This is a genomic window from Oribacterium sp. KHPX15, assembly GCF_900107835.1.
Classification (GTDB): domain Bacteria; phylum Bacillota; class Clostridia; order Lachnospirales; family Lachnospiraceae; genus Oribacterium.
In genome coordinates, this window is the sequence record NZ_FNRG01000029.1 from 24177 (window position 1) to 36630 (window position 12454).

The 12454-nt window shown below is 42.8% G+C and carries 14 protein-coding genes; 1 reads left to right on the forward strand and 13 read right to left on the reverse strand.

All coding sequences use genetic code 11. The features are described from left to right. Window positions 1-370 precede the first annotated feature (370 nt). Window positions 371-3184: a BspA family leucine-rich repeat surface protein gene (locus BLV86_RS14355; RefSeq protein WP_090818836.1), complete on the reverse strand. Its 2814-nt coding sequence runs from the start codon at window positions 3182-3184 to the stop codon at window positions 371-373. Between the two features lie 219 nt (window positions 3185-3403). Beyond that, window positions 3404-3970: an RNA 2'-phosphotransferase gene (locus BLV86_RS14360; protein WP_031554780.1), complete on the reverse strand. Its 567-nt coding sequence runs from the start codon at window positions 3968-3970 to the stop codon at window positions 3404-3406. Between the two features lie 99 nt (window positions 3971-4069). Between BLV86_RS14360 and BLV86_RS14365 the strand changes: the two genes are divergently transcribed. Further along, on the forward strand, window positions 4070-4837 hold the full coding sequence (locus tag BLV86_RS14365; RefSeq protein WP_031554781.1) for an SIMPL domain-containing protein: 768 nt from the start codon (window positions 4070-4072) through the stop codon (window positions 4835-4837). Window positions 4838-4873: 36 nt separating this feature from the next. On the opposite strand, the gene BLV86_RS14370 is transcribed toward BLV86_RS14365, so the two are convergent. From BLV86_RS14370 to BLV86_RS14420, 11 genes are all read right to left on the reverse strand, one after another. After that, window positions 4874-5770, reverse strand: coding sequence for a DMT family transporter (locus tag BLV86_RS14370; protein ID WP_031554783.1), 897 nt, complete (start codon window positions 5768-5770; stop codon window positions 4874-4876). A gap of 15 nt (window positions 5771-5785) precedes the next feature. Then, window positions 5786-6796 (reverse strand): asparaginase, encoded by a 1011-nt coding sequence (locus BLV86_RS14375; RefSeq protein ID WP_090818839.1) that lies wholly within the window; start codon window positions 6794-6796, stop codon window positions 5786-5788. Window positions 6797-7270: 474 nt separating this feature from the next. Continuing rightward, a complete protein-coding gene (locus BLV86_RS14380) occupies window positions 7271-7816 on the reverse strand; it encodes a GNAT family N-acetyltransferase (RefSeq protein WP_090818842.1) in 546 nt (181 codons plus the stop codon). Window positions 7817-7819: 3 nt separating this feature from the next. Further along, the gene (locus BLV86_RS14385; RefSeq protein ID WP_090818845.1) at window positions 7820-8626 is read right to left on the reverse strand and encodes an SDR family oxidoreductase; all 807 of its coding nucleotides are present in this window, start codon (window positions 8624-8626) and stop codon (window positions 7820-7822) included. 51 nt (window positions 8627-8677) lie between these two features. Next, the gene (locus BLV86_RS14390; protein ID WP_090818848.1) at window positions 8678-9094 is read right to left on the reverse strand and encodes a 2-thiouracil desulfurase family protein; all 417 of its coding nucleotides are present in this window, start codon (window positions 9092-9094) and stop codon (window positions 8678-8680) included. A 40-nt stretch (window positions 9095-9134) separates the two neighbouring features. Then, a complete protein-coding gene (locus BLV86_RS14395; RefSeq protein WP_090818851.1) occupies window positions 9135-9332 on the reverse strand; it encodes a GNAT family N-acetyltransferase in 198 nt (65 codons plus the stop codon). 8 nt (window positions 9333-9340) lie between these two features. Then, window positions 9341-9862: a GNAT family N-acetyltransferase gene (locus tag BLV86_RS14400; protein ID WP_242873324.1), complete on the reverse strand. Its 522-nt coding sequence runs from the start codon at window positions 9860-9862 to the stop codon at window positions 9341-9343. Window positions 9863-9886: 24 nt separating this feature from the next. Then, complete coding sequence (locus tag BLV86_RS14405) at window positions 9887-10624, reverse strand: SDR family NAD(P)-dependent oxidoreductase (RefSeq protein ID WP_330373140.1); 738 nt, start codon at window positions 10622-10624, stop codon at window positions 9887-9889. Window positions 10625-10662: 38 nt separating this feature from the next. Continuing rightward, window positions 10663-11418 carry a GNAT family N-acetyltransferase gene (locus tag BLV86_RS14410; protein ID WP_090818857.1) on the reverse strand — a complete coding sequence of 252 codons (756 nt, stop codon included), beginning with the start codon at window positions 11416-11418 and terminating at the stop codon, window positions 10663-10665. Window positions 11419-11444: 26 nt separating this feature from the next. Then, window positions 11445-11600: an NADPH-dependent FMN reductase family protein gene (locus BLV86_RS14415; protein ID WP_242873325.1), complete on the reverse strand. Its 156-nt coding sequence runs from the start codon at window positions 11598-11600 to the stop codon at window positions 11445-11447. 434 nt (window positions 11601-12034) lie between these two features. After that, window positions 12035-12454, reverse strand: a 420-nt coding sequence (locus BLV86_RS14420) for a CAP domain-containing protein (RefSeq protein WP_139297934.1), incomplete at its 5' end; no start/stop codon positions are given.

Below are 12454 nucleotides of genomic sequence, written 5' to 3' on the forward strand. Positions count from 1 at the left end.
ACTCATAAAAAATATATATCTTTTATTTTACCGCAAATAATGCGTTTTATCACAATAAAAAACACTCGCCCAGGCTCACAGGGATATCTCCGGTGAGAGCACTGAGGAATCCGGTCTCCATGTCAAAGGCTACTTTCTCGCCGCATATGCCAGTAGATAAATGGTTTATTTCAAATTAAGCAAAACCTTTAAAAAGATCAAAAAAAGACAGCTATGTTTCCTGCCAAAATGCAGATCCAAAACATAGCTGCCTTTTTTTTAAATCATCCATTGTTATGGTGTGAATGACATCATATACCATTTTTTGAATCAATCCTCAGCTACGAGCATTTCAAAACCTTTTAACACTTTTCTTTTCATCGTATATTACTTACTCCTGTCCTACAGGTGTCGCACCAACGCCGTTCCACGCACCGTCAGCACCGACTGTGTGTCCGTCCGGTGTTATGGCTGCCGTGTACATGCTACCCTGTGTTTCGCCGGGTGTGATATCGAAATAGTACCACTTGTTGTCGATCTTCTTCCACCCTGTAGCCATCCTGCCGCACCATCCGTCCTTATCAGGCATTAAATAGAATTTCTTTCCGTTATAGTCGAACCAGTTCGTCTGCATGTTTCCGGAGGCATCAAAGTAGTACCAGTATCTCAATCCATTGTAATCAAGGCTCATCCACTCTGACTTTGCAAGTGTTCCGTCTGACTTTGTATAGGTCCATGTATCAGTATCGGCACTGTTTGCCCATCTTCCGCCTACATCACTCGCAGGTACTCCCGTCTCTGCCTGATGGTCTGCAGGTACGTTCCGTGATGTGACATTATTGATCCGGTCAACCAGTTCCTGTGAAGCACTGCTTTTGGATGAATATCCGGAACTGCTTCTGCTTCCGCTGTCATCTGAATCATCATCGGAATCATTGTCACTTGAACTTGAGCTTGAGCTTGAAAGCCTTGGAATAGTCTCCTCTTTGGTATGTGACGAATCATTTTCACAAGTGTATACCTTTAAGCCTTCTTCATCATAGGTTGGTCTCTTTGTGACCTCATAGGCACCCCACTTGTGGCCGGTTGCTTTGATGATAAATGATGACTTATCTGTTATTTCAGAAATCATAGTTTCATCTTCAAACCACTTGTCACAGCTTTCATCAATACATCTGTAATATGTTTTGTTTCCAACAGTCTCACATCCCGGTTCAACAGCTTCCACTTTTTCTAAAGTATGATTATGCTTTTCAGCTGCACTCCATATCCCTACCTCAACAGAGGTAGCTTCACTTGCGGTCTTGTCTGCCGTTTCAGCATAGCGTACCATGTAGGTTCCGGCAGTCAGGCCAGTGATCTCAGTCGCGTTATTTCCAACAGAGGTCCATACAATGTCTCCATCTTTCTGGTACTCCATGGCATCTGTCACACCGCTGATCATACCGTCTGTTGATGTGCTGCTTGATGCCTTGATCGCCGTGAGACCTGTCGGGGGTTCCTGATTTTTCTTTATAATGAGGTGCACGGTCTTTGGCAAGGCGTAGGCGAAGTCTCCGTCCGCGTGAGGCGTTACTGTAGCGGTGTAGGTTCCGCATTCCACTAGTGCGTCCACGGACTTTCCAGCAGCATCGATCCAGACAATGTCCACCTCGTCCTCGGAGACTGGTGTGCCGTCCAACGCAGTGAGCACGAGCTCGGGGGTGTGGTCGGTCCCATCGAAAGTAACTTGTGCTGGCTCGGTCACCGTAAACTCGTTGGCGTCGTAAGTCGCGTAGAGTGTCACGCTTTTAGGGGATGTGACGTGTGCGCCCAAAGCGAAAGTCGGTTCGACATGCGCCATGCCAGGCTCGATCACGGTCGGATCGTCAGTTGTCCACCCAGTCTGGTGGATACCACGCGCATGGTTAAAGCCACGTCCGTCGCTAAGGTTGATTGTTTGCGAGGAGTCTTCCCTCCACTGAATGAGTGCTAAGGTCATGCCGGTACCGTCGAACACTTTATAGTTGATGACGTTGCTACTGAGAGATTCATCATAAGCAACCCAGGTGCCAGCCATTGTCTCACTGTCCCAAAGCTCTGCCAGCTCTCCCGGGCTCAGGATACTGCCTACGGGATAGGTCAGAGTCGCGTCTTCACTCTCGCCATCGGGCACAAGGCGATTGCTGAAGCGCCAGTACTTGGGCGTGTCAGGAAGCGCGATCTGTGTCTGTTCCGCGCCCTCCAGCGACGAGCTCGCACCGAGCTTTAACTCATTAAGACTCTCGACACCCTTGAACATATCGTCAGCATTCGTGCACGACTCGGGGGCGAAGTTTTTTAGATCGACACGCGTGAGTTTTGTGCATCCAGAGAAGAGTCCTTCGATCGTTGTCGCGCTTCCAGCGGTAAAGCCTGCAGGGAAGATAACCCCATTTAGGTTCGAGCATCCTGAGAAGAGCCCGTCCAGCGCAGTAGCCTTGTCGAGGGTGAAGCCACTCGGGAGGGTGAATAAACCAGAAAGCGATGTGCACCCCTCGAACATGCGGCTCGCAGAGAGCAGATTCGCGGAGCTAAACTTATCGCCCATTGCAATTGACTTAAGGCCACTCGCACCCGCGAACATACCGTCCATGGAAGTGGCAGCCGAGGTGTCCCAGTCCTTCAGGTCCAGATCGAGCTTGATTTTCTCGTCACCGGAGATCGTGCCCGTAGCCACGCCTGCGAAAGTGTTGGTGAAATCGGTGACGTGTGACGTGTCGACATAGTTCGCGTTGGTGAACGCCATGAGGTCGGTCGCACCTGCGAACCAGCTGTTCATGCTGCGCGGCGCCATCTTTTTCCAGTTATCAGACACCCCGAACCTGACGGACTTAACCCCGCCAGCTGTCAGAAACTCTTTCCAAGGTACATCGTCGGCCGAGGCTACCGAGCTTGGTACCTTCCAGCATATCGGTGCATCTTTCCATGTGCTCTCGTCATTTTCCTCGATTCGTGGAACGCCATCAGGTGAATAAATGAAGTACAGCTCGTGGGGCTGCACATATACGATATGCGTTGCGTCTGATCCCTGGCCGTGGAGCATCCCTCCGTTCTCGTTGTAGACGGCATAGAATTCGCTTTGTGCGTCGTCCTGAGGAACAGCATCGTCCGCCCATGCCGGCTGAACCATCATCGCCAGCGATAGCAAAAGACTCAGTAGCATCCTCCCTATTTTCAGTCTCATCTAATAATCTCCCCCTTCTTCCTTGTTTGATTAAAACGCCGAAATTGACTGGATATACTTACCCCGCCAACATACGACGGTTATCTATCTCAAATGTAATATGTAGTTTTAAACACCTCGCTGCCTCTTGTCTTTGACTGCGTTGATTCCCAGCATAAACATATCAAAAAACTCATCATCGTCATTACTGCTCATAATCCGGGCTCCTTTCAATAGAGTTTACTTTAGCCCTTCACCACTATACGGGTTATAAACTTCTATATATTCCTTTGGTACGTGCTTAGACAGCCATACACCATTTTCTGACATAAAAAACTCATATCCCTCTTCTGCCATTCTTCCGGCATATACTTTGAATACTACAGGTTTACCATGTCGGCTTCCTACTTTGACCGCCGTATCATAGTCTTTTGACAAATGGACGTATAATCTTGATTTAGGGATAAGTCCCTTCCCAAGTATGGACTCAACATACTTTTCGCCCGTACCGTGCCAAAGGATTTCAGGAGGAATGGTCTTTTTTAGTTCCACATCCACGTTAATAGAATGCCCCTGATTAGCCCTGATAAGCGTCTTATCCTCGTTAAAGGAATATCTTTGCTTATCATCTTCCGCTACTATCTTTTCAAGCATATCCATGCTGAACCTATGTGTTTTTCCTATCCCGTCAATTAGTTCCCGGACGTTTGCCCATCCATGCTCATCAAGCTTTATACCGATGACCTCCGGTTTATGCCTAAGAATAAGACTCAGGAACTTGCTTAATTCTTTTTCTTTCTTGTCCATTGTGATCACCTTCTAATTTTTCAAATTTTTTGTGACCTGTTTAATACAAAACCTGTGTATAAGATTAGAACGATAAATATTATAACAAAGGAGACCATCATGAGAAAATATAGAACAATAACTCTTTGTATAGGACTTGCAACACTTATCACATCAACGGCACTACTTACTGGCTGTCAGTCTAATGAGATCCCTTCAATTCCTTTACAGACACAGATCACCACATCTTCTGTTTCAGCCGAAAACACCATCACTGTATCGGCATCCGGCAAGGTCACTGCTGTCCCTGACATGGCTATGATAACCTTTTCCATAACCACTGAAGGCAAAGACGTGAAAACGGCCCAGGACAAGAATAGCGAGGATGCCAATAAGGTTGTTGAAAAACTCAAGGAGCTTGGCGTAGAAGAAAAAAGCATCAATACATCAAACTACAATATCTATCCTCAGTATGATTATGATGCCCAGGCCGGAAATCGAATTTCAGGCTATACAGTGGATACCACTCTGACTGTGAGTGACATTAAGATAGAGGATGCGGGCAATGTTATATCTCAATGCGTGGATGCCGGAATCAATAGCATGAACAACATCTCCTACTTCTGCTCCGGCTATGATGATGCTTATAATGAAGCCCTAAAGGAAGCTATTGCTAATGCTGATACGAAAGCTCAGGCTCTCGCTGAAGCTTCAGGTAAGAAGATCGTAGAGATAAAAAACATCTCGGAAGGATATCAGAATACTTCTCTTCAGTACAGATCCGGATCCGTTATGAAGAATTCTCTTGAAGCAGCTTCGGATGCAGTCATAATGCCGGGAGAATCCGATATTGCAGCAAATGTTACTGTAACCTATATCATGAGCTGATGCTCCGAAGCTTGTTCCCCAAATAGAGAAAGGCACTTACTTCCCACTTGGAAGCCCAATCTGCATCTCACTAATGACAGCGGACCCAATAATCATTATTGCACCTATGATCCCTGCAATATTTAGCGGTTCCTTCAAGAGGAAAGCTGAAAACAACAATGCAGAAACCGGATCGATGTAACTAAGGATGGCAACCGACTGCGCTCTCAATCCATCCATGCTTCCGAAATAGAGAACATATGCAATTCCTGTATGAACAAGTCCTACGATAAAAAGCAGTATGATTGTAATCAGGTCGAGTCTTACCCCGAAGAATCCGCCTTTTACTACCATGTATGGAATCATGACCATACCTGCGGAAAACAGCTGAATTACAGTCTTTTGATAAGGCTCGATCCCTCTGATTATTTTATTGATGATGATAACTATAGAATAAAATACCGCGGCACCAAGACCGAATAATATCCCGGACATATTTCCGGTCCCTAGTCTTTCACCGCCGATAACACCTGACACCAGAACCATTCCTAAAATAGCTATGATTGCGCAGATGCATTCTTTTAACTTCAATCTCTCCTTAAAAATGATCGGGGACAATAAGACAACTATTGTAGGCTGCATATAATAACAAAGCGTAGCAACGGCAACTGTTGTATGATTATATGCCTCAAAAAGAAGCATCCAGTTGACACCCATTACTGCACCTGAGATAACAAGACCAACTATAGCAGAAAGTGCCGATTTCTCCTTAGATGTTCTGTGGAATACCATAATAAAGATTAGAAGAAATAATCCACCAAGAAGCCCCCGCGAGAATGCCAAAAATGCGGAGGAAACAGGAATATATCTTCTGAAAATCCCAATTGTTCCGAAAATCAGCATTGCTACAATATTCATCAATACCGATTTCCGCTCATTAACAGGTTCCTGCATGATATACCTCTCCTACTATGGACGCCTCAACTTGAATACCGGACGCACATTCCCAACAACAGTTCCGTGGTCACTTAATAATGGTGTTTCTGAAAAATCTTTCAATGCTGATTTTTCTTCATCCGACAAAAGCCCTAATTGATCTAATGTACTCATCACAACAGGATAAAGCGCAGTAAAAACATCACCATCTTCGATTTTTACTGCAATTCCCATATCCCTTCCTCTTACTCCTACAAGAAAAAGTCCATTTGCTCCAAGTTTTCCTATAAACTTTCCTTTTGTCACACGAAGGAGTTCTGTGCAGAAATCACCGGGTGCTGCTATCATATCAGGTTCATTACACATTGACTCTGCTATGATTTTTGCGCCATCCCTGTACTCCTTCGGCAGATTTTCAGGTGTAGTAAATCTTGCGTATGCCATAGCCATATTCTTTATTGGAACAGCATGTACAGGTACTCCGCATCCATCATTTCCGACAACAATATCCCTTTCAGGTATCCTCGTAATATCTGATATCAGTTTTAAAATATCCTTCTGTATGGGATGCTCCGGACTGTCGTACCCTTCCATTGGATAATTCAAAGCAATGCACTCAGCAATAAAAGCAATATGTTTGCCCGAGCAGTCAGAATTATACTGTTTCATCTCCTGGTTTTCCTTTAGCTGTTTCTCGCGATATGAAGGATAAAACGAATAAGGCTTACCGGTTTTAAGATCATAAAGTGTAATACCTATCTTATCAAGAAGCCCCATTATGACTTCCTGATGTATGGGCATACCATAATGAGATGAACACATAATGGCATATTCTTTCTGTGTAAAATGCCATCTCTTTGCCGCTCCGGAAAGGAAGAGATTTATCCCCATTAAAGGTTTTTGTGTTGACCTGAAAAAAGTAACAAACTCCGGATCGCCAACAGTATACAGAAGTTCTCCACTACTATTACAGACAACAATATCTCCAAAATGTCGTAGTTCTGTTATTGTCCCTCTTGTTCCTTCAGCTAATACTTCTGCCATGTGTATCACCAATTCTTCTTTGTAATTATCAGTTATTCTAAAAAACCACCTGTATATAAGTCTGCGGCTTTTTGTCCGTAATCATGTATCCCCTCACATAACTGAGGTTTTATTTAGGATATCTTGGAAACTGTCCCAACAACTGCGGAACAAATTTTTCAATTACTGCACATAGCAAAAGGGCAAATGTAAAGGAAATGCATGTAGCAATACATGCCACCAAAAGTTGCGGTCCTTCCAACCAGGTACGAATCCATGGAATCACTAAATCCAACTGAAAATTCTTGTGCAGGAGGTTTCTCCATAATAGCCGCAATTACTTCTTCACGTTCTATCTATTAATTCGGCTCTGAAACGGTTCATCATAAGGAATCAGGGAATTATAGCTGTTTCTGTAATAAAAAATCATTGATTAAATAACAATTTGTGACCTTAAAGATAAAGACGGCTGACCATAATGGTCAGTCGCCTTCTCTATAATATCTTGTACATGGAAATCACTTCCTGATATCCACATATCCTCGAATTAAAGCCTCTTGGATTACGTCCAAATTCCACAAATCCCATAGCCTTGTACATTTCAACTGCCCTTATATTGTCCGAAACAACGTTTAATTCAATCTGTACAAATCCAGCGTTTTTGGCGCATTCTATACAGGCCTCTGAAATGGCTTTCCCGATTCCCAGCCCCCAATATTCCTCAAGTACACATACGCCAAAGTCAGTACGGTGCCTCAGCTTATGTATTGTTCCTATTGCTTCAATGCCTCCGGTCCCGACGATTTTATCATCCACAATAGCAACGATCTCTATATCGGTAGGGCTCTTGGTTTTATCTGAAAGGAACTTAGACTCCCGTTCAGGATCAAAACAGTTTTCATCGGGATATGCAATCATAAAGTCAGTTTCAGCATGTGTCTTATTGTAAACATCACAGACTTCTTTACCGTCCGGCTCGTCACCGTTTCTGAGTAATGCCTCTTTTCCGTTTTTTAGCGTAATCTTCTTGCTATAAATCATCAGCTACTCTTTCCTTTTTCCTGATATTTCATTTCCATTGTCTTTCGCGCACCTGATTAGTGCATCTGAAACATCACTGAATCTGATGCCATGATTCTTTGCCTTACTGCAATTCATCCAAAGATTATGTCTTGTCGGTCCATCTTCTACTTTGATATTAAGTCCAAGCTTTTCAACGAATTCTTTTGTGATCTCAAACATGGATCTGTCAGTCTCACTGCCAAAGTTATAAGCTCCTCCTGGAAGTGCGATGACATTATCAACATTTTCTTCAACTTCCTTTACGTAAGTGATGCCTCTGTACTGTTTAGAGCTGAAGGAAACAGTATTTTTGGCATTAATGATATTCATGTAGTAATTGGGCCTCTTCGTATAATAGTCATACATCCATTCAGCACGAAGCATTACTGCATCAGGGCAAATATCAAGGACTCTGTTTTCCATTTCAAGCTTATGTTCAGCATAAATATTACCGGGCTTGACTATATCCTCTATATATGGACCTTCTTCATCAAGACCACTATATACCTGGTCAGAACTGAAACAAATAAGCTTTCTGCCTTCCGATGCCTTTGCCAATAAAATCGGTATCTCAACATTTGCAATATGCGATGCTTCTGGATCCTTCTGACACTCTCCAATATCTGATATGGCTGCCGTATGAATGATCACATCCGCACCACTCTCGTCAATTATCCGCTTAACCTTTTCGAGCGTTGCATCTCTTAAAGATGGTGACGCAACAACATCTTTACAGCCTTCCATTATCTTCCCGCCAACAAATCCAGTTGCCCCTGTCACAAGTATCATCCAGCTATACTCCTTTACAATAACTTTGCTCCAAAAATAATTCCGCAATGCTCAAAGATCCTCAAGATCAATAATCTTTATCCCGTTTTCTGAAAGCATTTCAGCAAATACTCCCTTTCCCGGGATGAGTTTTCCTGTAAAACTCCCGTCATAAATCTGCTTTACACCACATGAAGGACTTCTAGACTGAAGGATTGCAAGATCGACTTTCTCTTCGAGTGCCTTCTTAAGGCAGATATCAGCTCCTTCCCTGAATTCCCTGTCCTTACTTTCTCCGTTTCTGTTTGTGACTGTGCCTCCAACTATCTCACAGGGAATACGAGGTATAGGAAGCCCTCCCGCAACTTCAGGACACACAGGAATGACGTCATGCCCTTTTACGTATTCAGCTACTTTCTCACTATAGTTATTACCGCCATTGTATTTACAATCCCGCCCAAGAAGACAGGCACTTACAAGTATTTTCATTTCTCAAATATTTTTCACTCTTTATTCTTAAATATAATTGTTAATCTCTGATCTTCTCAAAAGCGATTCTCGGATAATCATCTTCTTCAACATATATCGTCCCACATCTTGTGAAGCCAAGCTTCTTTAGAAGATTCTGCATTACAACATTATCTCCATGTGTATCTATCCTAAGATGCCCACATTTCTTGAAAGCCCAGTTTATGCAAAATGCTCCAATGCCTTTTCTTATCTTCATGATATTTTTTAACCCATATATTTTTCCAATAGAACAAGATTCACATCAGGTATACCATTGAAAACCGTGGGTATAATGGCAACCTCTTTATATCCAAGCTTACTGTACATTTTCCGTGCTGTCATATTTCGTTCGTTAGTATCTATCCGAAGTTCCGAGCAGCCGTTTTCCAATGCATAGTTTTCATAGAACTTTATAAACTCTTTCCCCAGTCCTTGCTTTCCGGCCATGGGAGATATGGTGAGCGTGTGGAGTACACATACTTTATCGTCTTCCGCCTCATGCTCCCATTTAGTTTTCTTATATACGTCCACCTGGATTTTATTTATTATACCGGAGCCAAGAACAATACCGTCCTGTTCAATAACAAAAAGGTCGTCTCTTTTCAAAGCCTCCTCCGCCGTTTCTTTTACAGGATATATTCCCCGGATCCAGCCAACAGAAATGATTCCTTCTTCCTCTGCCTGATGGATCTCATCATAGATATTTACTACTGCATCAAGGTCCGATTGCTTTGCTTTACGTATCATGATCTAAGCCCCTTTTTAACATTTTCAAACGTCGTATGTCCATCCATGCTCGCTATGGTAGATCATCTGTCTTGTCATGCCGCCGTCTATGCAGATATTCTCACCAGTGATAAAACCGGCTTTATCAGAACATAGGAACTTCACCATTTCAGCGATATCTTCCGGCTTTCCTACTCGTCCTACAGGCTGCTGTAAGGCATCTGCTCCTATGATTTCAGTATCAGTCGTATCTATCCATCCCGGTGAAATACTGTTCACTCTGGCTTTTCCTGCAAGGCTGATTGCTAGAGCATGTGTTAATGCAGCTATCCCGCCCTTTGCCGCTGTATAGCTTTCTGTTTTAGGCTGGCTCATCCTGTCACGTGATGATGAAATATTGATTATGGATGCCCCGTCTGACAATACAGGCACCAAAAGTTTTGTGAGATAAAACGGAGCAGTCACTCCGACGGAAAGAGCATATTGAAAGTCCTCGTAACTGCATTCATCAATACCTTTCATGATTGGAAGTGCATTATTGATGAGATAATCTACATGTCCGGACTGTTCTATCACATGTTTTGCAAATCTCTCTAATGTTTCCTTATCTGCTACATCACCCACAAACCAGTCCCCGGGTGTTTTATCAATAATGTGCACGGTAACACCATCAGCCCGAAACGATTCTGCGATAGCTTTTCCAATCCCGTGAGCACCACCTGTGATTGCAGCTACTTTACCATTGCCCATAACGATCTCCATAGCTTTCTTTTCGACATTCATAGAACCTCGCATTCAATACTTCTCTAAATTATATAAGATCAGCCATTTCTATTCTCCGTATATCCGATTCTGTCAGTAACAAGTTCTGCCCACGCAGGCACAAATCCCGAACCAAGAGCAACTTTCTGTGAAGCAATGTGGGACATAGATGTTCCATAATATGGAAGCCTGTTCATCCCCAAAATCTCGTTCTTTAGTAAAGTCACAAGCATTTTTCCTATCCCTTTTGCTTTTACTTCAGGATCAACATTTATTCCGATCTGCCACATTACAGGACTGTCCATACTTGCGCCGGCCATGCCGAGTATTTTGTCATCCTTAACAGCTGCAACTCCTATTACGTCCGGTGCTGTCTCACAGAAGGTAAAAGCTTCATCAAAGCGAGGATCTCCTCTGAACTGCTCGATTTCACTGTCACGATACCAACGTATTTCGTAATCCGCAGTATCAACTTCCGACTTATTCTCAGCAATATAGAACGGATGAACCATGCCTATCTGGAACCCATCCTGGCTGAGTCTTTCGTTTAGCTTATGCATGTTCTTTGCTTCAAAGAACCATTCAGATTTTGCATCAGCATAGTTATCCCGGCACCATTCGATGATATCCTTTTGTCCTGTAAAAAGAAGTTTTCCGTTCACGGCTATTATCTTCAGGAACATCTCATCTTTTTCATGAAACCTGCGTCTTAGTTCCAGAGGTCTATACTCTTTAAAGTGATTCTCTTTATCTATTATATCAAAACTGGAACAGCAGTAATCAATTGCCAGCTGTCCGCGTAATATGTCATTCATTTGTGTTTTTAAAGTCCTTCGTGTTTTTAGATAATGCTGTTATAGAAATCAACCGCCGCCTGTATCGTATTCCTTGAAGTAACATCTACTAACTCTACATCCGTATGTTCAGCTGCAATAGCATCTAGTATCTTTTTTGTATTCCCATGATGTTTACTGTAATAAATAATAGCTGTTGCCATATCGACACTCCTGTCATTTACTATTGTTCTTACATCAGGCTTTCCAGAATTTCCTGTGTCCTCTTATCAAAGTAAAATCTCTCTGTGGAATTCATGCTTAATCCTCCTGCTCAAAATCAATACGGTGAAACAAAATCATCAATGTTGATTTACGTTCGGCTTCAGATTCCATATATATGCTTCTTATATATCTCATTATACAATAGCAAACCGTTTGTTTAACATAACCACATAAAAAAAGGTCTCTAACCGATTGGTAAGAGACCTTCTCCTTTCTCATTGATTTGTTTTTTATATTAACATCACTAATGTATAATTACAGTATTATATTTTTGGAGGATTTTAAAAAATGAAGACCCCATCAGATTCATTCTGATAGGGCCTTCTATTTATGGAGGTATATTTTTTAAGAGAGATTTATTATTATCTTTTAATTAGATTCCGAATTCCTGTGCCCAGTATGTTCTGCCGTTCTGAGTTGTTGTTGAGATTGCGCAAGTTGTGAAGTCAGGCTTTAAGATGTTTGCTCTGTGTGTAGGTGATGCCATCCAGGCGTTTACTACGTCGTCTGCTGTGTTGTAGCCTTCTGCAAGGTTCTCGCCGTACTGAAGATCTGCATTTACTGTGTACCAGTCTGTTCCGTCCGGTCTTGTGTGTGAGAACTTAGTTGTGATCTCGTTTGCTCTTACTACTGATGTTGTCTCAAGTGATGCGCTGTACTGAACTGCTGAAAGTCCGTTTGCCATTCTTATCTCATTAACCTTTGCAAGTGCCTGAGCCTCAAGGTCAGTCTGTGCAAAAGATGTAAGTGTCATCATTACTGCGAAGAAGATTGCTACGAATATTGTTCTAAC

Coding starts and splice junctions, on each gene's coding strand:
- BLV86_RS14390 (WP_090818848.1), bottom strand. CDS start 9,094: ATGAAAATACTTGTAAGTGCCTGTCTTCTTGGGCGGGATTGTAAATAC.
- BLV86_RS14385 (WP_090818845.1), bottom strand. CDS start 8,626: ATGATACTTGTGACAGGGGCAACTGGATTTGTTGGCGGGAAGATAATG.
- BLV86_RS14355 (WP_090818836.1), bottom strand. CDS start 3,184: ATGAGACTGAAAATAGGGAGGATGCTACTGAGTCTTTTGCTATCGCTG.
- BLV86_RS14395 (WP_090818851.1), bottom strand. CDS start 9,332: ATGAAGATAAGAAAAGGCATTGGAGCATTTTGCATAAACTGGGCTTTC.
- BLV86_RS14380 (WP_090818842.1), bottom strand. CDS start 7,816: ATGATTTATAGCAAGAAGATTACGCTAAAAAACGGAAAAGAGGCATTA.
- BLV86_RS14375 (WP_090818839.1), bottom strand. CDS start 6,796: ATGGCAGAAGTATTAGCTGAAGGAACAAGAGGGACAATAACAGAACTA.
- BLV86_RS14410 (WP_090818857.1), bottom strand. CDS start 11,418: ATGAATGACATATTACGCGGACAGCTGGCAATTGATTACTGCTGTTCC.
- BLV86_RS14415 (WP_242873325.1), bottom strand. CDS start 11,600: ATGGCAACAGCTATTATTTATTACAGTAAACATCATGGGAATACAAAA.
- BLV86_RS14405 (WP_330373140.1), bottom strand. CDS start 10,624: ATGAATGTCGAAAAGAAAGCTATGGAGATCGTTATGGGCAATGGTAAA.
- BLV86_RS14365 (WP_031554781.1), top strand. CDS start 4,070: ATGAGAAAATATAGAACAATAACTCTTTGTATAGGACTTGCAACACTT.
- BLV86_RS14370 (WP_031554783.1), bottom strand. CDS start 5,770: ATGCAGGAACCTGTTAATGAGCGGAAATCGGTATTGATGAATATTGTA.
- BLV86_RS14400 (WP_242873324.1), bottom strand. CDS start 9,862: ATGATACGTAAAGCAAAGCAATCGGACCTTGATGCAGTAGTAAATATC.
- BLV86_RS14360 (WP_031554780.1), bottom strand. CDS start 3,970: ATGGACAAGAAAGAAAAAGAATTAAGCAAGTTCCTGAGTCTTATTCTT.